The following is a 26,300-nucleotide window of genomic DNA, read 5'->3' on the forward strand; positions in this document are numbered from 1 at the left end:
ATGTTCCCTTACTTCTTATGACGAATACGCGGGTTCACCACGCCGTACAGCAGATCGACCAGCAGATTGACGAGGATAATCATCGTCGCCACCAGCAATACGCCCCCCTGCACTACCGGATAATCGCGGCGTTGCAGCGCGTCAATCAACCAGCGCCCCAGACCCGGCCAGGAGAAAATGGTTTCGGTCAGAATCGCCCCCGCCAGCAGCGTGCCCACCTGCAGGCCGATCACGGTCACCACCGGCAGCATGGCGTTGCGCAGCGCATGGACGATAATCACCCTAAGGCGGGTCAGGCCTTTGGCGCGAGCGGTGCGGATATAGTCTTCGCCCAGCACTTCCAGCATCGAGGAGCGCGTCATACGAACGATAACCGCCAGCGGAATCGTACCCAGCACCATCGCAGGTAAGATCATATGTGCGACGGCGTCGATAAAGTTACCGTCTTCACCCCAGATGGCGGTGTCGATCAACATAAAACCGGTTAATGGATTAGCGTCATCGAGGAACACCATGTCGCTCACGCGACCGGAGACCGGCGTCAGGTTCCAGTGCACTGACACCAGCATGATCAGCATCATGCCCCACCAGAAGATCGGCATTGAATAGCCGGTCAGCGCCAGACCAACCGCCGTGTGATCGAAAATGGAACCCCGTTTAACTGCCGCCAGCACACCAACCGGAATGCCGACCGCGGTCGCAAAAATCATCGCGCAGACGCCAAGTTCCAGCGTGGCCTGGAAGCGCGGCACGAACTCTTCCCACACCGGGATGCGACTTTTCATCGAAATGCCTAAATCGCCATGCATAACGCCCCAAATGTAGTGGAGGTACTGCTGCCACATCGGTTTATCTAAGCCGAGTTCAGCCAGCAGTTGTGCATGACGTTCTGGGGAGATCCCACGTTCGCCCGCCATGATCATCACCGGATCGCCGGGGATCATGTGGACAAAAGCAAAAGTGAGAAGGGTAATACCGATAAACGTGGGGATGACGAGTCCCAAACGTCGGAGAATAAACTGCAACATAACCCGGATTCTCTGTAGTGACGCACAGCCTGGAACTGCGTGTCTGCATTGCTCACCAATCAATTCCTGTCCTTATCGGACAGGGAATGAAGTATTGCTACCGGATGGCGCTGTGCGCAGAGGCCAGCGCCACCGGGTATACAGATTGTTGACAAAGTGCGCTTTGTTCATGCCGGATGCGCCGTTAACGCCTTATCCGGCCTACAAAATCTTGCAAACTCAATGCATTGCAAAATTCTCGTAGGCCTGATGAGCGGAGCGCATCAGGCAGTTTTGCGTTTGTCATCAGTCTCGTATGGCTTTTAATTATTCAATAGAGACGTTTTCGAAGTGATGTTTGCCTAATGGATCAACCACATAGCCTTTAACTTCTTTACGTACCGGTTCAAACACGGTGGAGTGAGCGATGATCAGTGCCGGAGCCTGATCGTGCATGACCACCTGCGCTTGTTTATACAGTTCAACACGTTTGTTGTGGTCGTCGGTAGCACGCGCCGGTTGAATCAGATCTTCAAACGGTTTGTAGCACCATTTTGAGTAGTTAGAGCCTTGTTCAGAAGCAGCGCAGCTAAACAGGGTGGCGAAGAAGTTATCCGGGTCCCCATTGTCGCCAGTCCAGCCCATCATTACTGTCTGGTGCTCGCCATCTTTTGCACGCTTGAGGTACTCACCCCATTCGTAAGTGACGATTTTGGCCTGTACGCCCACTTTCGCCCAGTCAGCCTGAATCATCTCTGCCATGCGACGAGCATTCGGGTTATACGGACGTTGTACTGGCATTGCCCACAGATCGATGGAGAAGCCTTTTTCCAGACCCGCTTCTTTCAGCAAAGCTTTCGCCTTTTCTGGATCGTAGGTGTAGTCCTGAACGTCGTCGTTATAGCCCCACATAGTTGGTGGGATCAGGTTTTTTGCTGCCACGCCAGCGCCCTGATAAACCGCTTTGATGATCGCGTCTTTGTTCACCGCGTAGGTCAATGCCTGGCGAACTTTCACGTCATCCAGTGGTTTTTTCTGCACGTTATACGAGAGGTAGCCAACGTTCAGCCCCGGCATCTCCATCAGGTTGATGGATTTATCCTGCTTCATGCGGGCGATATCTGCCGGGTTCGGGTACGGCATCACCTGGCATTCGTTCTTCTGCAACTTAGCGTAACGCACGGAAGCGTCAGGGGTAATAGAGAAGACCAGCGTGTCGATCTGCGGTTTGGTGCCCCAGTAGCCATCAAACGCTTTGTAACGAATACGGGAATCTTTTTGATACTGCTGTAACTGGAACGGGCCGGTGCCGATTGGGTTGAGGTCCAGTTTTTCCGGCGTACCGGCTTTCATCATCGCGTCAGCATATTCTTTTGACAGAATAGAGGCGAAGTCCATTGCCAGGTCAGCCAGGAACGGCGCTTCCGGGCGAGTCAGCACGAACTGAACGGTGTTGTCATCCACCTTTTTCACTTCGCTGATCAGCTCCGGCAAGCCCATGCCTTCGAAGTATTCGTAGCTGCCGCCAGAAACTTTATGGTACGGGTTTTGCGCATTTTTCTGACGATCGAACGAGAACACCACGTCATCGGCGTTCAGTTCACGCGTCGGTTTAAATTCTTTGTTGTCGTGCCACTTCACACCTTTACGCAGATGGAAAGTATAGGTTTTACCGTCGTCGCTGACTTCCCACTTTTCAGCGAGGCCGGGGATCACTTCGGTGGTGCCGATTTTAAATTCAACCAGGCGGTTATAAAGCGGTACAGAAGAGGCGTCATAGGTGGTGCCAGAGGTAAACAGTTGCGGGTTAAACCCTTCCGGAGAACCTTCTGAACAATAAACCAGAGTTTTAGCCTGAACACTTGCTGCAACGGTCATAGCCACCAGGCTGAGACCAAGCTTCAGCATCCCTGACTTTTTCAAGGAAATACGCATTATTCTGCTCCAATTGTGATGTTTGTTGTTTTAACCCTTTGCAGTGGGTTGTCGCTGCCTGACCTTTTTTGTTTTTTGCCCGGTCGGGTCAACGTAAAGAGGTGGGGATGCCGTACTTATTTACATCAGTGTAACAGTGCGGATCCTCCATAAAATGCCCCTCATGACCTACAATCTGTCAACAGAATGTGAAAACGTCAATACAGCCAACCGGGATTTACAACAACGGTGAGATTCCACAAACAAAGATTAAAAAAACTTCGCAAGGCTATTTGCAGCAGAGAAATTTGTGCTATGCCAACATAACCAGAACAATCACCTTAATATTTCGCAACAACTGGTGATTAAGTTTTAGGCAGATAATGAAAAAAATCTGATGGAATGGTGGTTATCTGAGCGATTAATACCGCGAACGTTAAAGCGCACAGCGGAAAATGCCAGCGCCAGCCATAAGTAACGCAAGAAAAGATTTAAGCAAATATAAAAAAAGACAATGGAATATGTCACAAATCCGTTAATGGATAGTGAGATATGGGGCGCAAATTTGGCAGTGAAATGCGTGGTGTGTAGATTGGATAAAGCGTTTACGCCGCATCCGACAATGGGCTGACACATTTGCCTGATGCGACGCTGGCGCGGCTTATCTGGCCTGAGTTCGAGCGGGCACAAATGCAAAAAAGCCTGCTCGTTGAGCAGGCTTTTCGAATTTGGTCGGTGATAGAGGATTACTCGCCACTTCGTGGCTTGCCCTGCGGGTCGTTGCTGGCGCAACGTTCTCTCGCTTCGCTTGAGTCGAACCTCTCTGCCCCCGGAGGTTCTCATCCTCTTCAAACCGCAGAAAGCAAAAAACCAGCCCGTAGGCTGGTTTTTCTAAATTGGTCGGTGATAGAGGATTCGAACCTCCGACCCCTTCGTCCCGAACGAAGTGCGCTACCAGGCTGCGCCAATCACCGATTGCGGGGCGCATCTTACTGCGCAGATACGCCCTCGTCAATCCCTTAATAGCAAAATGCCTTTTGATCGGTGAGAAAGTCGGCAGACCATTTAGTTGGCCGCAACGTCCTTCGCCTGCGGGATATGACACCAGTTGTTGTTTTCGTTAATGCCACCGTCCGGTGAAGTATAACCAAGACAGCCCATGATGGTATCGTACAGCTCTACATGGCGGCGCGGTACTTTCATTTCCGCTTCTTTTTTCAACTGTGCAAATGCCTGCGCGTTGGCCGGATTTTCCAGATATTTATCCGACATCCAGACCATCATCGGTACACGGAACTGTTCCGGCGGTGCATATTCGCGTGGTGTACCATGCAAGTGTTCGCGCTCGTTAATCGACTCACCGTGATCCGCCGCGTAGAAAATAATAGCTTTCTTATCGCGGAATTTGTCAATCACTGTGTCGATAAAATGATCAACGTAGGTTATAGAGTTATCGTATGAGTTAATCATCGGTGCTCGTGGACATTTACGATCAACTGCATAGCACTCTGGTTTCCACTGGGCAAACTGACGGGGATAACGCTGAGTATAGTTGTAGTGCGACCCTTTGGTATGCAGCACAATCAGATGCTTGCCTTCTGGCTTTTTCTCCAGAGAACGCTCGATTTCATTGACCAGCAACATATCGTCCACCGCTTTCCCGCGGTTACGTGGCTCAGCCGCAATTTGCTCACGATAGGCAATGTTGTCGGCCATGGTATTGCTGTAGAACCACATCTCGCTCTGCATGGCGTACAAATCCGAGCTAAAGCCTAACTGCTTGAGAACTGCGAATACGTTCTGCTCTTTGAGCGTACGTTGTGGGTTATCTTCCGTTCCGCCTTCGCGGACAAACATACAGCGTAGTGATAATTTAGTCGCGGTATCACAAGAATAACCACGGTACATCACCAGATTTTTCTCTTTTGCCAGCTTCGGCGTGGTATCACGCTCGTAGCCCAGCATCCCCATATGATCCCAACGCGTGGTTTCACCAATAATAAAAATTACATAGGTGTCGTCGAGATTTTGCGTCGGGGTATAAGTGAATTTTTTCGCCGGATTCATCAGCGAACGATTATCTGAAGATTCATCCACCTGTGCCCAGGCGTACAGTCCCAACGCAGAAAGCCAGTTCGAAGGTAAATACGAGTTCGCCAGCACCCCACCATAACTTGGCATATCCACCCCAGCCATGCGGTCTGCACGCTTTTGAGCGACGTCCATCAGACGGATAGGTCCCCATACCAGTAGACCCGCCAGCAGCACGGTAAGCGCACTACGCCAACGTGTTTTCGGTGTACAAAGCTGACGCCAGAAGGTGTCTTGTGAGCGGTTCATCCAGATAAGTATCAACGGGATAATACTCACCAGTACAATCCATGCGATAAGCGACCAGCCAACTACTTCTTTCGACAAATCGATATCGGTAGTCATCACCGAAGCGACAATCCCATAGCCAATCATGACGTTCATAAATGTCATGTAGTAGCTGGCTCCGGCAGAGACCAGCACCAGCAACGAGGCCAACACTTTCCAGACTGTTCTGCCGAAGAGTGAAATTAAGCGTAAAAAGAAGAAGGTAGCCAGGACAGTACCGGCCAGTTCGATAACCGCCGATACACCATTAAGAAAAGTAAAATTGTGCGCATAACCATCGAACCGACGGAAATAGACTGCGCAATTCATAAACAGACCGATATAGACAGCGAGCAAAAAGCTTAGCTTTTGCTGCGTTATCGTTTTGATATATCTCATGCAAACAAACCCTGGAAAAACAGGTGATAACACCCTGCATAATAGCTTTTCAGGCCAGGCAGGGGAAAAGTGCGGAGGTTGTCAGATAAAGAAAATCTGCACACGCAGACAAGTAAACCACAGCAAAAGGAAAAAGTGTGGGGAAAGAGTGTACATGAAGCACAAATTTACAAAAATACAAGTATGAAAGGATACTTTTTGTAAATTGAACGCTTAAAAGGACCAGCTAGCTGGCCCTCGATTTTATCAATGACTCATCCTGAATTGTGCCGATACATTTGATTCATACACAATGAAAAAATACGCCACGCTATCTCAGGACGAGTCTGAAACCCGTCGTTAAACTTAACCATGTACCTCACGAAACGTTCTGAATTCAGGCTGGCGAATGGTCGTTGAAAGCGCCAGCGAAAGAATCAGCAAGGCGAAAATGACGTAGAAGGTTACATAGAAGCCGCCAAACAGTGAGGCGATAATCGAGCCGCAAATACTACCGATACCAAACCCGAGGTAAATCACACCGTAGTTTTTCGCCAGGTTATTAAGCCCGAAGAACTCACTAACCAGTGACGGGAAGACGGTAATGGTGCCACCGAAGTTAAAGGCCACACAGGCAATCGCCGCAAAGAATGTCAGCGCATTGAGTGGAGCAAACAACAGCGCTGCCATACCCACCAGCGAAATCACCTGACCAATGGTGATGACACGAATACGGGCAATTTTGTCAGACAGAATGCCCAGCACCAGACGACCAGAAAGGTTAGCAATAGAAATAACCGTCACTGCGTTAGCTGCTGATACTGCATCAAGATGCGCCAGGCTCTGGGCGATATCTTTCGCCACACCAATGACATACAAACCGCTCATACAGGCAGTCAGGAACATCACCGCCAGCATCCAGTATTGCGGTTTACGCATCGACTCTGCCAGAGTGAAATCATTTTCCACCACGCCATTATGGGTTTTGACTTCCTGCTTCGGCGCGTCTTTCATTAAGGTTGCGCCAAAGACAATCATCACCAGCACAATCGCGCCCCAAATCAGAAAGGTTTTTTCCAGACCGACCGTCTCCAGCAGATGCGAGTCGATAAATTTGAATCCCAGGCTACCCAAACCATAGGAACCAATGGCGAACGCGGAGATCAAACCTTTACGCTCCGGGAACCACTTCACGCAGTTAGAGAGCGTCAGCAGGTAACCCGCGCCATCTGCCAGACCGACCAGCACACCAGCGCTCAACCACAGCATCATCAGACTGTTGGAATGCGCGGTAAGGAAGAAACCCAGCCCCAGTAAAATGCCGGACGCCATAGTGACGCGTTTTACGCCAAAACGTTCCTGCAACTTACCAGCCACAGAAGATGAGATAGCCAGTCCCAGACTCAACAGGCCAAAGGAGAAAGCGACCTGACTTATCGGCGCATCCAGCTTGGCGGAAAGCGCGCCGTTAAACAGGCTCCAGGTATAAACCGAACCCAATGCAAACTGGGTAATGATAGTACCAATGAGTGTCAGCCAGCGGGTACGCTGATAGTTTGAAGGTGTCATGGCAGTATTCCTGCATTAATAAAAAGGAAAATTCTCTGCTGACAACCATAACGAAGTGCATTTTATGCCAGGGGGAAAACGGCATGAAATGCCATCAGAACGGAATGAAATGCCTCAGTTCAGGAATGAATGACGTGACAAACATTCACAACAATAATTATTAAGTCAGTTAGCACCCACTATCAATACAATGATTGTTATAACCGATCCCGCATTGTAAAAAACAAGTTAAAACCTGGCACTAACCCCCATGGTATACAAATAATCACTATCATTGGCGCTATTCTCTGCCTGGGATAACGCAGCATAAGCGGCAATATTTTGGTTAAGCAGCATATCGGCTCCCACCGTCACATCAAGCCAGTTGCCGTTCTGATTTGTCGCCGTCATGCGGCTCAAACCTGATTGAGCCTTCCAGAGATTCTCGCCAAATTGCTGGTTATAGCTGATTTGCGCCCAAGGGCGGAAATCACCAAGCCGGGAATCAACACGCCAACCCAACGTACTGACGCTGGCATGCCATAACGGATCGGTCAGTGTTGCAGTGCTGTCGCCAAACTCGTTATACATCGAAGTGGTCGTTCCGTCGTAATGCAATGCGGCGACCGGGCCTGTTGTAACGTGTTCATATAAAGGGAAGTTCCAGCCCATACTCATGCTGCTGGTTACATCCGCGGGAGTTTCTTCCGCCAGATTAACTTCCAGTCCCAGCGCCCTTTGGCTACTTTGAATACGTTGCGACAAAATATCGTTGTAATCAGGTTGGTGATCACTATCCCAGGTATAACGCTCTGTGGTATGTCCTGGCTGCGTATCAACGATATATTCTTGTTGCCAGGCGTAAGCGGTGTTGAGAAAAAAAGAACTGATTACCACGCTCGCCAGCAGACTTAGGGGCCAGCGACCACCGCATTTTTTTATGATCATTAACACGACTCCAGGGAAGAGCCGAATTCGGCATTATTATTGTCATTGTATGAAGGATATCGGGCATATTAGTCCTGTATTAAATATTGACTTTTTCGCCGGTGCGTCAAGAAAAGCAGGTGAAATTTTTACGAACAGGTGCATAGAGAGGGAAAGTATGGAACGTTGCGGCTGGGTGAGTCAGGACCCGCTTTATATTGCCTACCACGATGAAGAGTGGGGCGTGCCTGAAACTGACAGTAAAAAACTGTTCGAAATGATCTGCCTTGAAGGGCAACAAGCTGGGCTGTCCTGGATTACCGTCCTCAAAAAACGTGAAAATTATCGCGCCTGTTTTCATCAATTCGATCCCGTGAAGGTCGCTGCAATGCAGGAAGAGGATGTTGAAAGGCTGGTGCAGGACGCCGGAATTATCCGCCATCGCGGGAAAATCCAGGCCATTATTGGCAATGCGCGCGCATACCTGCAAATGGAACAGAACGGCGAACCATTTGCCGACTTTGTCTGGTCGTTCGTAAATCATCAGCCGCAGGTGACACAAGCCACAACGTTGAGTGAAATCCCCACATCAACGCCCGCCTCCGACGCGCTTTCTAAAGCATTGAAAAAACGCGGTTTTAAATTCGTTGGATCAACGATTTGTTACTCCTTTATGCAGGCATGTGGGCTGGTGAATGATCATGTGGTTGGCTGCTGTTGCCATCCGGGGAATAAAGCATGATTAGACAAGCACAACGTTCGGAACTGCCCGCAATCCTTGAACTGTGGCTGGAAAGTACAACCTGGGGACATCCCTTTATAGAAGAAAGTTACTGGCGTGACTGCATTCCGCTGGTGCGTGATGCATATCTTGCCAACGCGCAAAACTGGGTATGGGAAGAAAACGGTGAATTTCTCGGTTTTGCCAGCATTATGGAAGGGCGGTTTCTGGCAGCAATGTTTGTCGCACCGAAGGCTGTCAGACGCGGTATCGGTAAGGCTTTGATGCAACATATGCAACAGCGCCATCCTCATTTATTGCTGGAGGTTTACCAGAAAAACCAGCCAGCAATAAGTTTTTACCATGCGCAGGGTTTTCAAATTGTCGACTGCGCATGGCAGGAGGAAACCCAACTCCCTACCTGGATTATGGACTGGCAGGCGGATCAAACGCCGTAAGTTTAAGTTCAGGCCCCGTGTATTTTTCCAGCCACGCCAGCGCCGTGTTACCCGCACAACCATTACCCAGCCGCGAGCTTGGGAAGTCTTTGGTCAGCACATTCACCGCGCCATTTTTACAAATGCCGCCAGCAGTAAAATCCAGATCTGGCCATGCCCCTTCGTGAATGCAAATCACACCAGGCCTGATGCCTTCACTAATCACCGCTCCGGCAAGAATTTGCCCGCGCGAGTTCCACAACCGAACAGTATCGCCATTTTGTATGCCGCGTGCCTTTGCATCGTCAGGATGAATGGTGACAGGCTCACGGTTTGCCACCGCATACAATTCGCGAAGTGAACTGTAATTCAACTGACTGTGCAGGCGATGCGCCGGATGGGCTGAAAGTACCTGCAACTGCTCTGCTTCGGCGTTGCCCCACCACTCATTGGGTTCCAGCCACATCGGATGGCCTGGACAATCCCGATAACCGTAATCCGCAATGCGCTGCGAGAAGATCTCAATCTTACCACTGGTCGTCTTTAATGGGTGTGCCTGCGGGTCGCGGCGAAAATCCGCGAAACGGATAAACCGCTTGCTGTCTGGATTTTCTGGCATCTCAATTAACTGATTGGCTTCCCAGAACTCGTCAAACGGCGGTATTTCAACCTGCTGATTTTCTCCACGCTGCCGCGCAACGTTATAGAACGTTTCCAGCCATTGCAGCTCACTCTTCCCTTCCGTAAACCGGGCATAGCCGCCCTTCTCCCAGCGCTCACTTAACTCAGCAAAAACATCAAAATCATTACGCGCTTCACCACGCGGTGGCACCACTTGCTTCATCGGCACCAGATGTTGATTGCTGTAATCGCCGGTCATAGTGAGATCGTTACGCTCAAACGACGTAGTCGCAGGGAGGACGATATCGGCATGTTTCGCCGCCGCCGTCCAGAAACATTCCGATATCACCACCAGCTCCGGTTTTTGCCAGGCGCGAATCAGACGATGAGTATCCTGATGATGGGTGAAGTTAGCGCCGCCAGGGTTTTCTAATGCTTCGACAATGCGGGCTACGGGGATTTTATCTACCGCATCAGTGCCACCCGGCAAACTGCCCTGCATGGAAGGCAGCACCGCAGCGCGGCGGGTCGGGTTGCCGCCATTAGCAAAATGGTAAGAAAGACCAAAACCGCCACCGGGCGTGCCGATTTGCCCTAACATTGCCGCCAGCGTGACTATCATCCAGTGTTTTTGCTCACCAAACTGCTGGCGCTGCATTCCCCATCCAGCCATCAGCATAGTGGTATTTTGGTGGAAAATAGTTGCCAGCTCGCGGATTTTCTCTGCGCCAACACCGCAAATCTCCGCGGCCCATTCGGCATTTTTTGCAATGCCATCACTCTCGCCCAACAAATAAGAGGCGAAGACGTCATAACCTGTGGTGCAACGCGCCAGAAATGCCTCGTCGTGCCAGCCGTTTTCCACCAGCGTGTGAGCTATCCCCAGCATCAGCGCCACATCAGTCCCCATATGCGGAGAGACCCATTCCATTTTATCGCCAAAGAAATCGACGGTTTCCGATCGCATTGGATCAATGCAGATCAGCTTTTTCCCGCTGTCACGCAGTGCGGCAAAGTAAGAAAGTCCCTGCTCATCGGACGCATTCCACGCAATTTTCAGCGTGTTTAATGGGTTAGCACTCCACAGCACCACCACGTCGCTATTTTCCAGCACCAGCGGCCAGCTAGTCTGCTGCTGATAGACTTCGCTGCCACCCACGACATACGGCATGATCGCCTGTGCCGCGCCGGTTGAATAATCGCCCAGATGGCCGGTATAACCGCCTGCCAGCGCCATATAGCGTTGTAACAAGGTTGACGCTTTATGCAGCACACCGTTTGAACGCCAACCGTAGGAACCGGCAAAAATCGATGCCGGACCATAAGCCTCACGAATGCGTTTATGCTGATGGTGGATGAGATCCAGCGCCTCATCCCAACTCACACGAACAAATTCATCCTGCCCGCGAACGCCTTGTGGTTTTTCTGGCGATGCGAGGAAACCTTTGCGCACCATCGGAAATTGCACTCGCGTGTTGCTATGAACCTGGTCACGAACCGCGCTCTGCAAGGAATTTTCCATTTCTGTGGCTAACGCACCACGCGAGCTGAAGACTGTTTCACCGTCGGTTTCAACCAACATGGGCCCCCAGTGGGCGGCAGTAAGAACGGAATAACGTGAGGATGAGATGGCCAAACCGAAGGCTCCTGAAAGGTTAGATGTATTGAGCAGTTAAATATTACTTACAAATTTCCGAGTATTCCCAGGAATAATCTTCATGTTCACACGGCATAATCTCCCGCCACGAAACCCGTGACCAAGAATAAAAAGGTTATTAAGGATTAACAATGAAGAAACGTGTTTATCTTATTGCTGCCGTAGTCAGCGGCGCTCTGGCGGTATCTGGTTGTACAACTAACCCTTACACCGGCGAACGCGAAGCAGGTAAATCTGCTATCGGTGCAGGTCTGGGCTCTCTCGTTGGTGCGGGTATTGGCGCTCTCTCTTCTTCGAAGAAAGATCGCGGTAAAGGTGCGCTGATTGGCGCAGCGGCAGGTGCGGCACTGGGCGGCGGTGTTGGTTATTACATGGATGTGCAGGAAGCGAAACTGCGTGACAAAATGCGCGGCACCGGTGTTAGCGTAACCCGCAGCGGAGATAACATTATCCTCAACATGCCGAACAACGTGACCTTTGACAGCAGCAGCGCCACCCTGAAACCAGCAGGTGCTAACACCCTGACCGGCGTTGCAATGGTGCTGAAAGAGTATCCAAAAACGGCGGTTAACGTGATTGGCTACACCGACAGCACTGGTGGTCACGACCTGAATATGCGTCTGTCCCAGCAGCGTGCTGATTCCGTTGCCAGCGCATTGATCACCCAGGGCGTGGACGCCAGCCGTATTCGTACCCAAGGTCTTGGCCCGGCTAACCCAATCGCCAGCAACAGCACCGCAGAAGGCAAAGCCCAAAACCGTCGCGTAGAAATTACGTTAAGCCCGCTGTAATCACTGTCATGCCAGGTGACGAAGAAATCACCTGGCATTCTTCGGTTTTCCTGCTTCATTTTTCAGGCTAAGGTGATCGCCTTATCAGTGAATGGAGAGAAGAATGAAGCCGTCCGTTATCCTCTACAAAGCCTTACCTGATGATTTACTGCAACGCCTGCAAGAGCATTTCATCGTTCACCAGGTGGCAAATCTCAATCCACAGACCATCGAACAAAACGCGGCGATTTTTGCCGAAGCTGAAGGTCTACTGGGTTCAAATGAGAATGTTGATGCCACGTTGCTGGAAAAGATGCCGAAACTGCGTGCCACTTCAACTATCTCTGTCGGCTATGACAATTTCGATGTCGATGCGCTTAATGCCCGGAAAATCCTGCTGATGCATACGCCAACCGTATTAACGGAAACAGTAGCCGATACGCTGATGGCGCTGGTGCTGTGTACCGCGCGTCGGGTTGTGGAAGTCGCGGAGCGCGTAAAAGCGGGCGAATGGACCGCCAATATCGGCCCGGACTGGTACGGCACTGATGTTCACCATAAAACACTGGGGATTGTCGGAATGGGACGGATCGGAATGGCGCTGGCGCAACGTGCGCACTTTGGCTTCAACATGCCAATTCTTTATAACGCTCGTCGCCATCATAAAGAAGCTGAAGAACGCTTTAACGCCCGCTACTGTGATCTGGATACATTGTTACAAGAATCAGATTTCGTTTGCCTGATCCTGCCGCTAACTGAAGAAACTCATCACCTGTTTGGCGCTGAACAATTCGCCAAAATGAAATCTTCCGCCATCTTCATTAATGCAGGGCGTGGGCCGGTAGTTGACGAAAATGCACTGATTGCCGCATTACAGAAAGGGGAAATTCACGCCGCCGGGCTGGATGTCTTCGAACAAGAGCCATTGCCCGTAGATTCACCGTTGCTATCAATGACCAATGTCGTTGCAGTACCGCATATTGGTTCGGCCACTCATGAGACGCGTTATGGCATGGCTGCCTGTGCCGTGGATAATTTGATTAATGCGTTGCTGGGGAAGGTTGAGAAGAACTGTGTGAATCCGCACGTCGCGGGCTAAGCCGCGACTGCGTAGATAAAAGCCCGATAACTTCTCGGGCTTTTACCGTTTATTGGGTTGCAGTTACTGCTGCGGTCCAGGCCTGATTAAACGCCTGATGCTGTGCCGGTAATGGCGCGATCAGTTTGTTATATTCACTTGCCTGCTGGGAAGTCGGGAACTGAATGCCGTTCGATACAAAGCTCACCTGAGTACCTTGCTGAGCAATGTAGTCTCCAACCATCACCAGTTGTTGCGTGAAGGTTTGTGCCGCTGGAATCAGCGGTTGCAAGGCATCGGCCGGAGTAGTCACCACTTTAGTGAATGCCTGATCAAAGACCGGTTTCAGATCGTCAGCTTGTTTTAGCGCAGAGTGCGCGGCATCTGCCTGCAACTTCGCATTTTGCAATTGTTGCGCCAGTACGCCCAGAGAACCGTTCATTTCACGCAGTGGACCACTTTGCGTGACGTAATCCTGCGGTACACGAATCGCGTTAACGCTGTCTACAACCGGACGCAGACCGGAATCCATCGCCTGATTAACCTGTTGGGAATAGCCATACAGGATCGCGTAATCAGAGACAAAAGGACCAAATTGTTTTTTCTGATCGGCAGTCAGGGTTGGTAGACGTTCACCGCTACGCATCACAGTATTCTGCAGGAAGTCGATAAACGCTTTACGCTGATCGCCTTCTTTATCAAAACACCCACTCAGGCTAACTACCATTAATAACGCCGCAAGAGGCGCAAACCAGCGAGAGCAGGACTTTCCTGTCGCCATTTTCTTACTCCTTTCACCCAAAAAAAGCGCACAACGACACACGCGTGTCTGACGCAGACAAGGATAGTCCAGGACAGGCCTACAGGATACCCTTTATGTATAATCTTCCTGGGAAAATGATGGAGAAAATGAAGTAAGGTTAATTTGTTGTTTCATTGTTAAAAATTGATATTGCCATTGTGTTTTTGTTGCCAGGACTTTCCTTCTCGTTGGGAGGCCAGATTTTCGAAATCTTTACAAATCACGGCCAGTACGAGATATATCTGCATATATCAGATCGTTAGGTGACTATAAGTCACGGTGACTGACGGGCTGAATCGAATCACACTCAAAGCATGTCTAACTTCTCCCCGCTATGCCTGTTTTCCCGACTATTCTTAATAAGCTTCGATGAAATTCACGATCCCGCAGTGTGATTTGAGGAGTTTTCAATGGAATATAAAGATCCAATGCATGAGTTGTTGAGTAGCCTGGAACAGATTGTTTTTAAAGATGAAACACAGAAAATTACCCTGACACACAGACCAACACCTTGTACCGAAATTGAGCAATTACGCAAAGGGACAGGGTTAAAAATTGATGATTTCGCCCGGGTTTTGGGCGTATCTGTTGCCATGGTAAAGGAATGGGAATCCAGACGCGTGAAGCCTTCCAGTGCCGAACTAAAACTTATGCGCCTGATTCAAGCCAACCCGGCATTAAGTAAGCAGTTGATGGAATAGGTTTTTATTCCCTTTTTTGATGATGACGGTCCTGCTGACAGGGCCGCTTTCTGAACGATTAATCATAAATTTGAAAAATAAATGTTGCATCACCACCCAATGCGTGGCTTAATGCACTCAACGGTTTGACGTACAGACCATTAAAGCAGTGTAGTAAGGCAAGTCCCTTCAAGAGTTATCGTTGATACCCCTCGTAGTGCACATTTCCTTTAACGCTTCAAAAATCTGTAAAGCACGCCATAACGCCGAAAGGCACAATTAATTATTAAAGGTAATACACTATGTCCGGTAAAATGACTGGTATCGTAAAATGGTTCAACGCTGACAAAGGCTTCGGCTTCATCACTCCTGACGATGGCTCTAAAGATGTGTTCGTACACTTCTCTGCTATCCAGAACGATGGTTACAAATCTCTGGACGAAGGTCAGAAAGTGTCCTTCACCATCGAAAGCGGCGCTAAAGGCCCGGCAGCTGGTAACGTAATCAGCCTGTAATCTCTGCTTAAAAGCACAGAATCTAAGATCCCTGCCAATTGGCGTAATGCCAGTCAGTTAAGCAACTGACTGGCTCTTTTTCGGGGCTGTGGGGTATTTCCAGGGCCTCTCCTTTACCACTCTCGGGAAGGCTCTTTCCCTTCTTGTCGGTAATTTCACAAGTTGTCCCATACTTGCAAGATCGCGCATCAGCTCCGGTATACGTCCCGGTGAAGCGCCCTGCAATGTCATCAGCATTCTCATCACCATTCCGCATGATTCTGAGAAACTCAGTTGATTCGGCCAGTAACCTTTCAGATGTTCTGCCATTTTAATCATCTGATATCTTCACCAGATTATAAGCCAGTAAGACACCCCACAGCTCTTGCTCCACAAGCTCCGGCTTTTTACTTCTCAGCGTCAGCCTGCTCAGTTGCATCGTCTGTTTTATCTCCCTGTATCCCAGTTCGATTTCCCAGCGATGACTGTACAGATCCGCCATTTCTCCTCCGGGGAAGCGCATGGCGTCCGTCATCGACGTCAGCAGATGGCAGACTTTTCCTTTGCGCGTCACGGTCAGCAGGCGGGCTGTCACCTCATTTCCCAGCCCCGGCCACTTTTTTCGTGCCTGCGGGCTGGTTTTCAGCTTCACCAGATGATCGCCTTTACCCAGTTTTCTGATCTCTTCATATTGCGCTCCCTTTCTGAGAGGGATCATCCAGTGGCGGTGTTCTCCCGCCTGGCTCCAGGCATTTAACAGTCCCAGTGAGTAATAACCTTTATCCATTAACGTCAGGGTGTTATCGCCGGTTTGTTCTATAAGTTGCTCAGCAAGCTCATTTTCGCTGTTCTTCATCGTGCCGAAGGCTGCAGCCGTCAGCAGATGGCTGGTCAGTTCCATCTGGCAGACCATTTTGACCTGCGGGTAGAGCGCCGGGTTCCCGGCATGTGTCTGGCGGGGGAAGGCTGCATCGTTCTCTGGTGTATCCGGTGTGCGCCAGAACACACCATCGATGGCCAGCAGGGTCAGGCCGCACCAGTGCGGATGCGGCGTGGTGTTATGCCAGAGCTGCGCTGTTTTCGTGAACACGCGGCGGACAGCCTCACTTCCCAGACGCTGGCGGGCCTGAATAACGGCACTGGGGGCAACGAAGGGGCGATTGCCCGGCAGCATGATGTCCAGGCGATTCACAATCTGGTGAAGAGGTTCTTTACGCTCAAGCGCCATGCCAACAATACACCAGACCATCATTTCGAGGGGAAGACGGCGCTTGCGTAGCGTTACAGTACCTGATTCGGCAAGGCAACGAGAGATGAGTTCGGGGTCGAGGTAATCCCCCAGAGAAGTCAGTGGGTTACGCAGAGAATCGTAACGGGATACCAAATCAAGGGCCTGTCCAATGAGCATAAAAAAATCCGGAAACGAGTGAGCGTTTCCGGATTCTTTACACAGCCACTGGATCGGTCAACTGATCCTTAACTGATCGGCATTACTGCCAATTGGCGGGGATTTTTTTATTTGTCTTGGACTGACCCCATAAAGTTGGACAGTTCATGTTAAGCGGCTTTCAGGGTCTGGGTTCGGTATTCTACCGGACTCAGGCCTTTTAATTTCAGGCTGATCCGCTCGTTGTTATAATAATGGATATAGTCCTCTATCGCCTTCCTCAGTTCATTCAGTCCGGCATGCCTGTCCACTCGCTTCAGGGCATTCATATTGTGATACCACGTACTGCGGGACATACCCGCTGCACGCAGAAGATCACCGAGCGCATGCTTAAGCCTTAGCTCACTGATTATCCGGGCTTTCTGCCGTTTTTCTCGCTTTGAACTAAGGCCTTCAGCTTTTTTAGATAGGCATTCTCTGCGCGAAGGTAACGGAGTTCCGCCCGCAGTTCTTCGGGAGATAACTTTTCCAGTTCTGCATCGGTAATTGGAGGTGTTTTTTGAGGTTTTGTCATGTCCTTGCTCCGACCTGGTTTTATGTTCAGAAGTCCTTCTTCACCGGTGTCTTTGTAAACCTTCACCCAGTGCCGGACCACGGATTCATTTGAGATATTAAACCGTGCGGCGGCCTCGCGCATGGTAAGTTCTTCACTCAGAGCCTTCAGAACAACCGTCAGTCGAAACTCAGGAGAGTGGCGGTCATTTTTCCATGTAATATCATCAATACCGTGGAGTTGCCAGGCTCTTACCCAGCGTCGCACAAGTGTTTCTTCAACACCAAAACGTTCAGCGGTACGACGTGCGCCATCGTGTCCGGCAAGATAATGATTAACGACAGCTAATCTGGTTTCGAGAGAATATTTTGGCTTTGCCATAAAAAACTGCACCTTAATCAGTTGGGTGTCCAACTTTTGGGGTGCAGTCCAATCTGGCAGGCTTCTTATTAAAGGAGTTATTACTGCAACAACGAAATATCCGCAACGCGCAGGAACAATTCGCGCAGTTTTTCCAGCATGGTCAGACGGTTGATACGCAGATCTTTATCATCAACCATAACCATCACTTTATCGAAGAAGGCGTCAACCGGTTCACGCAGTTCAGCCAGTTCGACCAGCGCATCCTGGTAACGACCTTCAGCGAAGTATGGCTCCAGCTTGTCGCGCAGTACAACCACCTGCATCGCCAGCTTAATTTCTTCCGGCTCTTTCAGGGTAGATGCGTTCACACGATCGCTCAGGACTTCGTCAGATTTCGCCAGAATGTTGGATACACGCTTATTCGCTGCCGCCAGTGCTGCCGCTGCTTCCAGAGTACGGAAGTGCGATACGGCCTTCATACGGGCATCGAAATCTGCCGGACGAGTTGGGCGGCGCGCCAGAACGGCCTGGATGGTGTCGACGGTATAACCTTCGTCCTGATACCAGGCACGGAAACGGCCAAGCATAAAGTCGATAACGTCATCGACCACATTAGCGTTGGTCAGCTTATCGCCGTACAGACGCACCGCTTCTTCGGTTAGCGTTTGCAGATCGAGGTTCAGGTTCTTCTCGACGATAATACGCAACACGCCGAGTGCCGCACGACGCAGCGCAAACGGGTCTTTATCGCCTTTCGGATGCTGACCAATACCGAAGATACCAGCCAGAGTATCCATCTTGTCAGCGATCGCCAGCGCACAGGCCACCGGGTTAGACGGCAGAGAATCACCAGCAAAGCGCGGCTGATACTGCTCGTTCAGCGCGACAGCCACATCTTCCGCTTCGCCATCGTGGCGCGCGTAGTGCATACCCATCACGCCCTGAGTGTCAGTGAACTCGAAGACCATATTGGTCATCAGGTCACACTTGGACAGCAGCCCCGCACGGGTCGCGTGGTTGACGTCAGCACCAATCTGTTCAGCAATCCAGCCAGCCAGCGCCTGAATGCGGTCAGTCTTGTCGCGCAGCGTACCTAATTGTTGCTGGAACAGCACGGTTTGCAGACGCGGCAGGTTATCTTCCAGACGTTTTTTACGGTCGGTATTAAAGAAGAACTCCGCATCCGCCAGACGCGGGCGAACGACTTTTTCATTACCGGAGATAATTTGCTGCGGATCTTTTGATTCGATGTTGGCAACGAAGATAAAGTTCGGCAGCAATTTGCCGTCATTCGCATACACCGGGAAGTATTTCTGGTCACCTTTCATGGTGTAAACCAGTGCTTCAGACGGCACCGCGAGGAATTTCTCTTCAAATTTCGCAGTCAGAACGACAGGCCATTCCACCAGCGAAGCCACTTCTTCCAGCAGGCTTTCGCTTAAGTCAGCGTTACCGCCAATCTTACGCGCGGCTTCTTCGGCATCGGCTTTAATCTTCGCCTTACGTTCTTCGTAATCAGCGATGACTTTACCGCGCTCACGCAGAATTTCCGGATATTGATCGGCATTATCGATAGTAATTTCCGGCTCGCCCATAAAGCGGTGGCCGCGAATCACGCGATCGGACTGAATACCCAGAATGGTTGCCGGAATGACTTTATCGCCCAGCAGCAAAGTCACAGTATGAACTGGACGCACGAAGTGTACGTCGCTTGCGCCCCAGCGCATCAGTTTCGGAATCGGCAATTTCGCAAGCGAAGTAGCTACCATGTTCGGTATCAGCGCTTCGGTGCTTTCGCCCTTCACGTGAGCGCGATACAGCAACCATTCACCTTTGTCAGTAGTCAGACGCTCAGCCTGGTCAACGGAGATCCCGCAACCACGCGCCCAACCTTCTGCAGCTTTGCTCGGTTTGCCTTCGGCGTCAAATGCCTGGGCAATTGCCGGGCCACGTTTTTCGATTTCACGATCAGGCTGTGCTTCCGCAAGGTTAGCCACTTTCAGCGCCAGACGACGCGGAGCAGCAAACCATTCAACAGTACCGTGTGCGAGACCGGCGTTATCCAGCTCCGCAGTAAAGTTCGCAGCAAAGGACTCTGCCAGGCTGCGCAGTGCTTTTGGTGGCAGCTCTTCAGTGCCAATTTCCACCAGAAAAGTTTTCTCAGACATGGCCGCCTCTTACTTGTCTTTGTTGCACATCGGGAAGCCGAGGGCTTCACGGGAAGCATAGTATGCTTCTGCCACTGCTTTGGTCAGGGTGCGAATGCGCAGAATGTAACGCTGACGCTCGGTGACAGAGATGGCTTTACGCGCATCCAGCAGGTTGAAGCTGTGGGCGGCTTTCAGAATACGTTCGTAGGCTGGCAACGGCAGCGGATTTTCCAGCGCCAGCAATTGCTGTGCTTCTTTCTCGTACTGCTCGAAGCAGGTGAACAGGAAGTCCACATCCGCGTATTCGAAGTTGTAGGTGGATTGCTCCACTTCGTTCTGATGGAAGACGTCACCGTAGGTGGTTTTACCCAGCGGGCCGTCGCACCAGACCAGGTCATAAACGCTATCTACGCCCTGAATATACATCGCCAGACGTTCCAGACCGTAGGTGACCTCACCGGTAACCGGTTTACACTCCAGACCACCAACCTGCTGGAAGTAAGTGAACTGCGTTACTTCCATGCCGTTCAGCCACACTTCCCAGCCCAGTCCCCAGGCACCCAGCGTCGGGTTTTCCCAGTTGTCTTCCACGAAACGGATATCGTGGATAGTCGGATCCATGCCCAGCTCTTTCAGAGAACCGAGGTACAGCTCCTGGATATTGTCCGGTGATGGCTTAATCACCACCTGGAACTGATAGTAGTGCTGTAAACGGTTGGGGTTTTCGCCGTAACGACCATCGGTCGGGCGACGAGAAGGCTGAACATAAGCAGCCGCCATCGGTTCTGGCCCCAGCGCGCGCAGACAGGTCATTGGGTGAGAGGTTCCCGCGCCGACTTCCATGTCCAATGGTTGAACAATGGTGCAGCCCTGGCGAGCCCAGTAATCCTGTAAGGTCAGGATCAAGCCCTGGAAGGTCCTGGTATCAAACTTTTGCATATTATTTCGTGCTGGATACGTGTGGATTTAAAGGAAGGGATCAGTATACCCGCTGGATGGAAGATATACAGTACGAAACGGGAAAAAGGCTGCGCTTAACGCATGGAAAGATGCAAAAAATGGCCATCCACGTCAAAAGAACAGACAAACTGTTCTTTCCTGAAGGTATAACCGCGCATTTCATAGCTCCCCTGGAACTGTTCAAACGCGATGATGTCGTTTTTTTGCTCGCCAGTGTTATAACGTTTTGCCACCTGATCCTTGCACAAGATTTCCATATTCAACGAACGCAGCGGTTCAACCTTTACCCGTTGCGCTTTCTGTTCGGGTGGTGGTGCCGAACATCCCACTAACACAATGAGCGTCATTGCCGGAAAGAAATAGTTCATCATCGTTAAATTACCGTCTGGTTTGCAGGTGAGTCTTATTATTAATATCGGTATAGTGGCTGGATCTTATAAATTTTCTCAAGCATCTCTAAGATGTAGTGATCAAACTCAGATTATTCCAGTGCATCAGCCGAATGATTTATCGGTCAGACTTTTTTTAACCAGATACAGAGACACAGATGCAGCCCAAAATTTATTGGATTGATAACCTGCGAGGGATAGCTTGTTTAATGGTGGTGATGATTCATACCACTACCTGGTATGTGACCAATGCCCATAATGTTAGCCCTGTAACCTGGGATATCGCGAATGTTCTAAATTCGGCCTCTCGTGTCAGCGTGCCGCTATTTTTCATGATTTCCGGCTATCTCTTTTTTGGCGAACGTAGCGCCCAACCGCGTCATTTCTTGCGTATCGGCTTGTGTCTGCTGTTTTATAGCGTCGTCGCACTGCTCTACATTGCGCTGTTTACCTCCATCAATGTGGAGTTATCGCTGAAAAAACTGCTGCAAAAACCGGTGTTTTATCACTTATGGTTTTTCTTCGCGATTGCGGTGATTTATCTGGTTTCGCCACTGGTTCAGGTAAAAAACATCAGCGGTAAAATGTTGCTGGTGCTAATGGTGGTGATTGGCATCATCGCCAACCCAAACACAGTGCCCCAGAAGATCGACGGTTTTGAATGGTTACCAATTAACTTATATATCAATGGCGATACTTTTTACTACATCCTGTATGGCATGCTGGGCCGCGCCATTGGGATGATGAACACACAACATAAATCTCTATCGTGGATGAGTGCCGCACTGTTTATAGCGGGAGTATTTATTATCTCTCGTGGGACATTATATGAATTACAGTGGCGCGGAAACTTTGCCGATACCTGGTATCTTTACTGTGGACCGATGGTTTTTATCTGCGCAATCGCGTTACTGACTCTGGTAAAAAATACTCTGGATACGCACACTATTCGCGGGCTTGGGCTGATATCCCGCCATTCTTTAGGTATATACGGATTCCACGCGTTGATTATCCATGCGCTGCGTACCGGTGGTATTGAGCTTAAAAACTGGCCAATACTGGATATTATTTGGATCTTTTGCGCGACGCTGGCAGCAAGTTTGTTACTTTCTGTGCTGGTGCAACGAATCGACAAAAACAGATTAGTGAGTTAAGTAAAAACCCGGTCAGTGTGACCGGGCTTACGTGGGTTATTCGCTATATTCTTCCTGCACAGTCATCGTTTCTTTTGATGCGTTGATTCCGGCATCACGGATATTCTTCTGCACCGCTACCGTACCAAACAAGCTTAAAAAGAAGGCCAATCCATAAAAACCTTTTTCACTAAGTAATAACGTTGCATTCCACAGACCTACCATCAGTAAAGCGACAGAGATGATAAAGACCACCAGGCAGGTCATATAATAAATAGACGTAGTAGGAATGCCTTCATATTTATCCCGAACGGTCTTTTGATAGGAAGCTGCCGAAAACAGCCCTAACACCAACACGGCAAAATAATACCCTTTTTCATTTAACTGCATCTCTGCATTCCATAGCCCTAACAGATAGGTAACGATACCGCCTGCGAGAGCTATCCATGACACAATACCGAATGCTGGAGAATAGGTTGATATTTTGTTTTCCATCACAGATTTCCTTTCATTCCTGAATCATTAAGAGCTTTATGTCGATCATACCGTGCGGAACAAGCGCATTTGACCAAACAAGCAGACGAAAAAGGCGAGCGGATAGATCACCATCTCATACGCGTTAATGGGCGCATTTAAAACACCGATAAACAAAAGACCGATAGTGATTAACGCAACTAACTGGCAGACACGAATAAAGAATTCATCCAGTTGCCCAAGTTTTTCTGCGCGCAGATAGGCATAGTTGCCAAAAGTCCCCGTCATTAACACGCCAAGAAAATAGCCTTTGCCGCTTAACAATGGGCATGAGATCCATAGTCCAATCAGATAAACCAGCGCCCCGATAACAAATAATAGTTTTGCCACAGTCTTTGAGGTTTTCATAACGATCTCCATATCTACCTGCGATACATTACGAGTAACCAACAAAAGACAAAACTGAAAAACACCATTAACAAATGATTTTCAGAATAAATTCATATAAAAAATTAATAAATTATAAATATACATAGTTGTGAATTATCCCCCGTCACATAAGACAGGGGAAAATATTATGTCATCATCGGCAGAAGTTGCTGATAGAGACGACGGAAAGTTTCTCGTCGTGGCTGATAAGCAGCATAATGTTGTGCATCCGGCTGATGCGACTGTTCCAACGGCAGTTGTGGTAACAGTTCAGCGAGTGATTTATCTGGATTCATCGCAATCTGAGCCAGCCTCGCTGCGCCCAATGCAGGCCCCACATCGCCGCCTGTGCGGTAATCTAGTTGCTGACCACTGATATCCGCCAGCATCTGGCGCCAGTACTCGCTACGTGCGCCACCACCAATCAATGTAATACTTTGCGGTTGAATGCCGCAGGCATGTACGACATCCATACCATCGGCTAACGCATACCCCACGCCTTCCAATACGGCACGCGCCAGTTCCGCGGGGCCGTGCTGATGGGTCAGACCGAAGAAAACGCCCTTTGCCTGTGGGTTATTGTGCGGCGTACGCTCGCCGGAAAGATAAGGTAAAAACCAGACAGGATCGACACTCTCATTAGCCTGCTGCGCTGCAGTAATTAAAGCGGGAACATCACCCATGCCGGTTAATTTCACCGCCCAGTCCAGACACGATGCCGCACTCAACATTACAGACATTAAATGCCAACGCTCCGGTAAAGCATGACAAAAGCTGTGTACAGCACTTTCCGGCTTGCTTAAGAACCCTTCGCTTACTGCAAAATAAACCCCCGAAGTTCCCAACGACAACATTGCCTGGTTGGCATCCACCATACCCACACCAATCGCACCTGCCGCATTATCACCGCCGCCCGCGACAACTGGCACCGCCGCCATTCCCCACGCTTTTGCAACCTCGGGTAGCAAAGTGCCAGTAATATCGCTGCCTTCGTATAATGCTGGCATCTGATCACGAGATAGCTGGCAAGCCTCCAGCATGACATCACTCCAATCTCGCTTTGCGACATCCAACCACATGGTGCCAGCCGCATCAGACATATCACTAACAAACTCCCCCGTCATACGCAGACGCAAATAATCTTTCGGTAATAATACTTTGTCGATTTGATGGAATATCTCCGGCTCATGCCGCTGAACCCACAGCAATTTAGGCGCAGTAAATCCGGGCATCATAAGGTTGCCGGTAATCGTCCGCGATTGCGGAACTCGCGATTCCAGCAAAACGCACTCCTCTGCACAGCGCCCGTCGTTCCACAAAATGGCAGGACGTAGCACCCGCTGTTGAGCATCAAGTAAAGTTGCACCGTGCATTTGCCCGGCAATACCCAATGCTTTAACGTCTCGCAGAGAATGCTGCTCACCCAGGGTTCTCATCGCGCGATCAGTCACCTGCCACCACTGTTCCGGATCTTGCTCCGACCAGAGTGGATGCGGACGCGAAACGGTCAGTTTTTCCGTTTGCGAAGCGACCACCTCACCTTGCTCGTTGAGCAAAATAACTTTTACGCCCGATGTGCCAAGATCTATCCCGATATACATAGCGATCGTTCCTTAAAAAAATGCCCGGTATCGCTACCGATAACCGGGCTTGAGACTGCGCAATTAGCCGTTATCTGTCGAACAGATAATGATTTACCAGGTTTTCCAACTGCTCCTGGCGTCCACTCTGATGCACCGGAGCCAGATTATGTTCCTGAGCATATTTTGCTAAATCCACCAGTGACATTTGGCCTTTCAGGATTTGCTGACCCAGTTCGCTATTCCAACCGGAATAACGTTGCGCTACGCGTTTATCCAATTCGCCGTCTTCAATCATGCGTGCTGCAATTTTCAATGCCAACGCCATCGTATCCATCGCCCCAATATGACCGTAGAACAGATCATACTTATCAGTACTCTGACGACGTACTTTGGCATCAAAGTTCAGACCGCCGGTCGTGAAACCGCCTGCTTTAAGGATTTCATACATTACCAGCGCGTTCTCTTCCACACTGTTCGGGAACTGGTCAGTATCCCAGCCAAGCTGCGCTTCGCCGCGGTTAGCATCGACTGAGCCGAACAGACCAAGCGCAATGGCGGTGGCAATTTCATGGTGGAAAGAGTGACCCGCCAGCGTCGCGTGGTTAGCTTCAATATTCAGTTTAATTTCTTTTTCGAGACCAAACTGTTTCAGGAAGCCATAGACCGTCGCGGCATCGTAGTCATATTGATGTTTAGTCGGCTCTTGCGGTTTCGGTTCGATAAGTAATGTGCCCTGGAAGCCTATTTTATGTTTATGTTCAACAACCATCTGCATAAAGCGACCAAGCTGTTCACGTTCCTGACGCAGGTCAGTATTCAGTAAAGTTTCATAACCTTCACGACCGCCCCACAATACATAGTTTTCACCGCCCAACTTATGCGTCGCTTCCATCGCGGTAACAACCTGAGTTGCCGCCCAGCTAAAGACTTCGGGATCTGGATTCGTCGCCGCGCCCGCGCCATAGCGAGGATGAGTAAAGCAGTTAGCGGTTCCCCACAACAATTTCACACCGCTCTCTTCTTGTTTGCCAGCCAGCACATCAACCATTTGCGCAAAGTTATTGATGTACTCTTTTAACGACGCGCCTTCCGGAGAAACATCCACGTCATGGAAGCAATAAAATGGCACATGTAATTTGTGGAAGAACTCGAATGCGACATCAGCTTTATGCTTCGCCAGTGCCAATGCCTCGCCAGGTTGCTGCCACGGACGGTTAAACGCGCCTACACCAAACATATCCGCTCCGTTCCAGCAGAAGGTATGCCAGTAGCAGGCGGCAAAACGCAAGTGGTCTTCCATACGCTTGCCCAGCACCAGTTCGTCGGGGTTGTAATGACGGAATGCTAACGGGTTAGAGGATTTTGGACCTTCGTAACGAACGCGATCGAGCTGGTCAAAATAGGCTTGCATAATGAACTCCATAATCAGGTAATGCCGCGTGTGATGGTTGATGTCGTAATATTGGGCACTCCCTTTCAGTTGCTCA

22 protein-coding genes, 1 tRNA gene, 1 other RNA gene and 2 pseudogenes are annotated in these 26,300 nt (G+C 50.0%); 7 read left to right on the top strand and 19 right to left on the bottom strand.

Annotated features, from left to right (window positions below; genetic code table 11):
* Positions 1 to 8: 8 nt before the first annotated feature.
* The 7 genes from dppB to C1192_RS15770 all read right to left on the bottom strand — a co-directional run bounded on the left by dppB (position 9) and on the right by C1192_RS15770 (position 8,153).
* Positions 9 to 1,028: a dipeptide ABC transporter permease DppB gene (gene dppB, locus C1192_RS15730; RefSeq protein WP_000938852.1), complete on the bottom strand. Its 1,020-nt coding sequence runs from the start codon at positions 1,026 to 1,028 to the stop codon at positions 9 to 11.
* Between the two features lie 306 nt (positions 1,029 to 1,334).
* Positions 1,335 to 2,942 carry a dipeptide ABC transporter substrate-binding protein DppA gene (dppA, locus tag C1192_RS15735; RefSeq protein ID WP_016262652.1) on the bottom strand — a complete coding sequence of 536 codons (1,608 nt, stop codon included), beginning with the start codon at positions 2,940 to 2,942 and terminating at the stop codon, positions 1,335 to 1,337.
* A gap of 708 nt (positions 2,943 to 3,650) precedes the next feature.
* Positions 3,651 to 3,785, bottom strand: a non-coding RNA gene (locus tag C1192_RS15745) — RtT sRNA.
* A gap of 33 nt (positions 3,786 to 3,818) precedes the next feature.
* Positions 3,819 to 3,895: transfer RNA gene (locus tag C1192_RS15750), tRNA-Pro, on the bottom strand.
* 91 nt (positions 3,896 to 3,986) lie between these two features.
* Positions 3,987 to 5,678 carry a kdo(2)-lipid A phosphoethanolamine 7''-transferase gene (gene eptB, locus C1192_RS15755; protein WP_001269273.1) on the bottom strand — a complete coding sequence of 564 codons (1,692 nt, stop codon included), beginning with the start codon at positions 5,676 to 5,678 and terminating at the stop codon, positions 3,987 to 3,989.
* A 345-nt stretch (positions 5,679 to 6,023) separates the two neighbouring features.
* A complete protein-coding gene (locus C1192_RS15765) occupies positions 6,024 to 7,226 on the bottom strand; it encodes an L-lactate MFS transporter (RefSeq protein WP_001517314.1) in 1,203 nt (400 codons plus the stop codon).
* Between the two features lie 228 nt (positions 7,227 to 7,454).
* Positions 7,455 to 8,153 (bottom strand): autotransporter outer membrane beta-barrel domain-containing protein, encoded by a 699-nt coding sequence (locus C1192_RS15770; protein WP_038354758.1) that lies wholly within the window; start codon positions 8,151 to 8,153, stop codon positions 7,455 to 7,457.
* 157 nt (positions 8,154 to 8,310) lie between these two features.
* Between C1192_RS15770 and tag the strand changes: the two genes are divergently transcribed.
* Positions 8,311 to 8,874, top strand: a complete 564-nt coding sequence (gene tag / locus C1192_RS15775; protein ID WP_000438929.1) for a DNA-3-methyladenine glycosylase I — start codon at positions 8,311 to 8,313, stop codon at positions 8,872 to 8,874.
* Positions 8,871 to 9,311 (top strand): N-acetyltransferase, encoded by a 441-nt coding sequence (locus C1192_RS15780; RefSeq protein ID WP_001517317.1) that lies wholly within the window; start codon positions 8,871 to 8,873, stop codon positions 9,309 to 9,311. Before tag ends, C1192_RS15780 begins: the two co-directional genes overlap by 4 nt.
* Here the strand turns inward: C1192_RS15780 and C1192_RS15785 are convergent.
* Complete coding sequence (locus C1192_RS15785; protein ID WP_038354759.1) at positions 9,280 to 11,547, bottom strand: molybdopterin-dependent oxidoreductase; 2,268 nt, start codon at positions 11,545 to 11,547, stop codon at positions 9,280 to 9,282. The genes C1192_RS15780 and C1192_RS15785 overlap by 32 nt on opposite strands.
* A gap of 152 nt (positions 11,548 to 11,699) precedes the next feature.
* Here C1192_RS15785 and C1192_RS15790 point away from each other — a divergent pair, with 152 nt between their 5' ends.
* Both C1192_RS15790 and ghrB read left to right on the top strand, forming a co-directional pair.
* Positions 11,700 to 12,359, top strand: a complete 660-nt coding sequence (locus tag C1192_RS15790) for an OmpA family lipoprotein (protein WP_000747625.1) — start codon at positions 11,700 to 11,702, stop codon at positions 12,357 to 12,359.
* A gap of 103 nt (positions 12,360 to 12,462) precedes the next feature.
* Positions 12,463 to 13,437, top strand: a complete 975-nt coding sequence (gene ghrB, locus C1192_RS15795) for a glyoxylate/hydroxypyruvate reductase GhrB (RefSeq protein WP_001517319.1) — start codon at positions 12,463 to 12,465, stop codon at positions 13,435 to 13,437.
* Between the two features lie 49 nt (positions 13,438 to 13,486).
* On the opposite strand, the gene C1192_RS15800 is transcribed toward ghrB, so the two are convergent.
* Positions 13,487 to 14,197 (bottom strand): DUF3053 domain-containing protein, encoded by a 711-nt coding sequence (locus C1192_RS15800; RefSeq protein WP_000190515.1) that lies wholly within the window; start codon positions 14,195 to 14,197, stop codon positions 13,487 to 13,489.
* Between the two features lie 431 nt (positions 14,198 to 14,628).
* Between C1192_RS15800 and C1192_RS15805 the strand changes: the two genes are divergently transcribed.
* Positions 14,629 to 14,919 carry an HTH-type transcriptional regulator gene (locus tag C1192_RS15805; protein ID WP_001517320.1) on the top strand — a complete coding sequence of 97 codons (291 nt, stop codon included), beginning with the start codon at positions 14,629 to 14,631 and terminating at the stop codon, positions 14,917 to 14,919.
* Between the two features lie 281 nt (positions 14,920 to 15,200).
* Positions 15,201 to 15,413, top strand: coding sequence for a transcription antiterminator/RNA stability regulator CspE (cspE, locus tag C1192_RS15810; protein ID WP_038354760.1), 213 nt, complete (start codon positions 15,201 to 15,203; stop codon positions 15,411 to 15,413).
* 57 nt (positions 15,414 to 15,470) lie between these two features.
* Here cspE and C1192_RS15815 read toward each other — a convergent pair.
* The 6 genes and pseudogenes from C1192_RS15815 to C1192_RS15840 all read right to left on the bottom strand — a co-directional run bounded on the left by C1192_RS15815 (position 15,471) and on the right by C1192_RS15840 (position 21,176).
* Positions 15,471 to 16,800, bottom strand: a pseudogene (locus C1192_RS15815) (IS4-like element IS4 family transposase).
* A 149-nt stretch (positions 16,801 to 16,949) separates the two neighbouring features.
* Positions 16,950 to 17,051, bottom strand: a pseudogene (locus C1192_RS15820) (IS3 family transposase); the annotation flags it as partial.
* Positions 17,052 to 17,188: 137 nt separating this feature from the next.
* Positions 17,189 to 17,713: an IS3 family transposase gene (locus tag C1192_RS15825; protein WP_038355720.1), complete on the bottom strand. Its 525-nt coding sequence runs from the start codon at positions 17,711 to 17,713 to the stop codon at positions 17,189 to 17,191.
* A gap of 80 nt (positions 17,714 to 17,793) precedes the next feature.
* Positions 17,794 to 19,863, bottom strand: a complete 2,070-nt coding sequence (gene glyS, locus C1192_RS15830; protein WP_001291753.1) for a glycine--tRNA ligase subunit beta — start codon at positions 19,861 to 19,863, stop codon at positions 17,794 to 17,796.
* 9 nt (positions 19,864 to 19,872) lie between these two features.
* Positions 19,873 to 20,784 (bottom strand): glycine--tRNA ligase subunit alpha, encoded by a 912-nt coding sequence (glyQ, locus tag C1192_RS15835; RefSeq protein ID WP_038355719.1) that lies wholly within the window; start codon positions 20,782 to 20,784, stop codon positions 19,873 to 19,875.
* Between the two features lie 95 nt (positions 20,785 to 20,879).
* On the bottom strand, positions 20,880 to 21,176 hold the full coding sequence (locus C1192_RS15840; protein WP_038355718.1) for a YsaB family lipoprotein: 297 nt from the start codon (positions 21,174 to 21,176) through the stop codon (positions 20,880 to 20,882).
* A 176-nt stretch (positions 21,177 to 21,352) separates the two neighbouring features.
* On the opposite strand from C1192_RS15840, the gene C1192_RS15845 reads away from it, so the two are divergent.
* Positions 21,353 to 22,348 (top strand): acyltransferase, encoded by a 996-nt coding sequence (locus C1192_RS15845; protein ID WP_001182628.1) that lies wholly within the window; start codon positions 21,353 to 21,355, stop codon positions 22,346 to 22,348.
* Positions 22,349 to 22,384: 36 nt separating this feature from the next.
* On the opposite strand, the gene yiaA is transcribed toward C1192_RS15845, so the two are convergent.
* From yiaA to xylA, 4 genes are all read right to left on the bottom strand, one after another.
* Positions 22,385 to 22,822: an inner membrane protein YiaA gene (yiaA, locus tag C1192_RS15850; RefSeq protein ID WP_001517324.1), complete on the bottom strand. Its 438-nt coding sequence runs from the start codon at positions 22,820 to 22,822 to the stop codon at positions 22,385 to 22,387.
* Positions 22,823 to 22,867: 45 nt separating this feature from the next.
* Positions 22,868 to 23,209, bottom strand: a complete 342-nt coding sequence (gene yiaB / locus C1192_RS15855; protein WP_001517325.1) for an inner membrane protein YiaB — start codon at positions 23,207 to 23,209, stop codon at positions 22,868 to 22,870.
* 167 nt (positions 23,210 to 23,376) lie between these two features.
* A complete protein-coding gene (gene xylB, locus C1192_RS15860) occupies positions 23,377 to 24,831 on the bottom strand; it encodes a xylulokinase (RefSeq protein WP_001517326.1) in 1,455 nt (484 codons plus the stop codon).
* A 70-nt stretch (positions 24,832 to 24,901) separates the two neighbouring features.
* Positions 24,902 to 26,224: a xylose isomerase gene (gene xylA / locus C1192_RS15865; RefSeq protein ID WP_038355717.1), complete on the bottom strand. Its 1,323-nt coding sequence runs from the start codon at positions 26,222 to 26,224 to the stop codon at positions 24,902 to 24,904.
* Positions 26,225 to 26,300 lie beyond the last annotated feature (76 nt).

Source organism: Escherichia marmotae (assembly GCF_002900365.1).
GTDB classification, from domain to species: domain Bacteria; phylum Pseudomonadota; class Gammaproteobacteria; order Enterobacterales; family Enterobacteriaceae; genus Escherichia; species Escherichia marmotae.

Excerpts from the sequence above, each read along its gene's own strand:
- eptB (WP_001269273.1), bottom strand. The coding sequence starts at position 5,678 with ATGAGATATATCAAAACGATAACGCAGCAAAAGCTAAGCTTTTTGCTC.
- C1192_RS15770 (WP_038354758.1), bottom strand. The coding sequence starts at position 8,153 with ATGATCATAAAAAAATGCGGTGGTCGCTGGCCCCTAAGTCTGCTGGCG.
- C1192_RS15790 (WP_000747625.1), top strand. The coding sequence starts at position 11,700 with ATGAAGAAACGTGTTTATCTTATTGCTGCCGTAGTCAGCGGCGCTCTG.
- dppA (WP_016262652.1), bottom strand. The coding sequence starts at position 2,942 with ATGCGTATTTCCTTGAAAAAGTCAGGGATGCTGAAGCTTGGTCTCAGC.
- C1192_RS15765 (WP_001517314.1), bottom strand. The coding sequence starts at position 7,226 with ATGACACCTTCAAACTATCAGCGTACCCGCTGGCTGACACTCATTGGT.
- C1192_RS15780 (WP_001517317.1), top strand. The coding sequence starts at position 8,871 with ATGATTAGACAAGCACAACGTTCGGAACTGCCCGCAATCCTTGAACTG.
- glyS (WP_001291753.1), bottom strand. The coding sequence starts at position 19,863 with ATGTCTGAGAAAACTTTTCTGGTGGAAATTGGCACTGAAGAGCTGCCA.
- glyQ (WP_038355719.1), bottom strand. The coding sequence starts at position 20,784 with ATGCAAAAGTTTGATACCAGGACCTTCCAGGGCTTGATCCTGACCTTA.
- ghrB (WP_001517319.1), top strand. The coding sequence starts at position 12,463 with ATGAAGCCGTCCGTTATCCTCTACAAAGCCTTACCTGATGATTTACTG.
- cspE (WP_038354760.1), top strand. The coding sequence starts at position 15,201 with ATGTCCGGTAAAATGACTGGTATCGTAAAATGGTTCAACGCTGACAAA.
- yiaA (WP_001517324.1), bottom strand. The coding sequence starts at position 22,822 with ATGGAAAACAAAATATCAACCTATTCTCCAGCATTCGGTATTGTGTCA.
- xylB (WP_001517326.1), bottom strand. The coding sequence starts at position 24,831 with ATGTATATCGGGATAGATCTTGGCACATCGGGCGTAAAAGTTATTTTG.
- C1192_RS15840 (WP_038355718.1), bottom strand. The coding sequence starts at position 21,176 with ATGATGAACTATTTCTTTCCGGCAATGACGCTCATTGTGTTAGTGGGA.
- xylA (WP_038355717.1), bottom strand. The coding sequence starts at position 26,224 with ATGCAAGCCTATTTTGACCAGCTCGATCGCGTTCGTTACGAAGGTCCA.
- C1192_RS15800 (WP_000190515.1), bottom strand. The coding sequence starts at position 14,197 with ATGGCGACAGGAAAGTCCTGCTCTCGCTGGTTTGCGCCTCTTGCGGCG.
- C1192_RS15805 (WP_001517320.1), top strand. The coding sequence starts at position 14,629 with ATGGAATATAAAGATCCAATGCATGAGTTGTTGAGTAGCCTGGAACAG.
- yiaB (WP_001517325.1), bottom strand. The coding sequence starts at position 23,209 with ATGAAAACCTCAAAGACTGTGGCAAAACTATTATTTGTTATCGGGGCG.
- C1192_RS15825 (WP_038355720.1), bottom strand. The coding sequence starts at position 17,713 with ATGGCAAAGCCAAAATATTCTCTCGAAACCAGATTAGCTGTCGTTAAT.
- C1192_RS15845 (WP_001182628.1), top strand. The coding sequence starts at position 21,353 with ATGCAGCCCAAAATTTATTGGATTGATAACCTGCGAGGGATAGCTTGT.
- dppB (WP_000938852.1), bottom strand. The coding sequence starts at position 1,028 with ATGTTGCAGTTTATTCTCCGACGTTTGGGACTCGTCATCCCCACGTTT.
- tag (WP_000438929.1), top strand. The coding sequence starts at position 8,311 with ATGGAACGTTGCGGCTGGGTGAGTCAGGACCCGCTTTATATTGCCTAC.